Genomic DNA, 634 nt, shown 5'->3' with positions numbered 1-634 from the left:
TCCCTGACCCCCTTGACCCCTGACCTGCTCGACCCGTTGCCTCCAGGAGTTCTCATGACCACCCTCGCCTCCTCCGAGCCGATCGACGCCAACGATGGCCGGCCACAGCCCATGCCCGGCGCCACACTGCCCGCACCGGGCATGACCCCGGGCCCCCGGCCGACACCGAGCAGCCGCCTGGGCCCGACCGAGGACTTCCCGCAGGACCTCACCGGGCTGGGCATGGCGGAGCTGCAGGTGCTGCACTCCCGCATCACCCGCCAGCTCGACCACGACTACCTCACCGACCCGGCCGGGCCGCACACCTGGACTGTGGACCGCAGCTTCGAGCTGGCCGCCGAGCTGGACGCCCGCGACACCGCACGAGACCGCATGACCCGACTCGAACCCTCACCGACAGGCACACCATGAACACCACCCACGCCACAGAACCCGCCGACGCCACGGATCCGGCTGTCCGCCGGTTCGACACCATCTGCCTGATCTTCAATCCGCACAGCACCGGCGACGCCCCCGACCTGGCCGCCCAGCTGCGCGACCAGTTGCAGGAAGATTTGCCCTATGCCCCGGAGATCCGGATGCTGCCCACGGAGCACGCCGGGCACGCCGTGGACCTGGCGAAGGAGGCGGCCGG

At 70.8% G+C, this 634-nt stretch carries 2 pseudogenes; both read left to right on the top strand.

Annotated elements, in window-relative coordinates:
* Positions 1 to 411, top strand: a pseudogene (locus ACFYE3_RS19065) (hypothetical protein); the annotation flags it as partial.
* Positions 408 to 634: pseudogene (locus ACFYE3_RS19060) on the top strand (hypothetical protein); the annotation flags it as partial. The pseudogenes ACFYE3_RS19065 and ACFYE3_RS19060, both read left to right, overlap by 4 nt.

It is taken from the genome of Kocuria arenosa (assembly GCF_042879215.1).
Lineage (GTDB): Bacteria > Actinomycetota > Actinomycetes > Actinomycetales > Micrococcaceae > Kocuria > Kocuria arenosa.
This window is presented reverse-complemented; position numbering and strand designations above follow the sequence as displayed.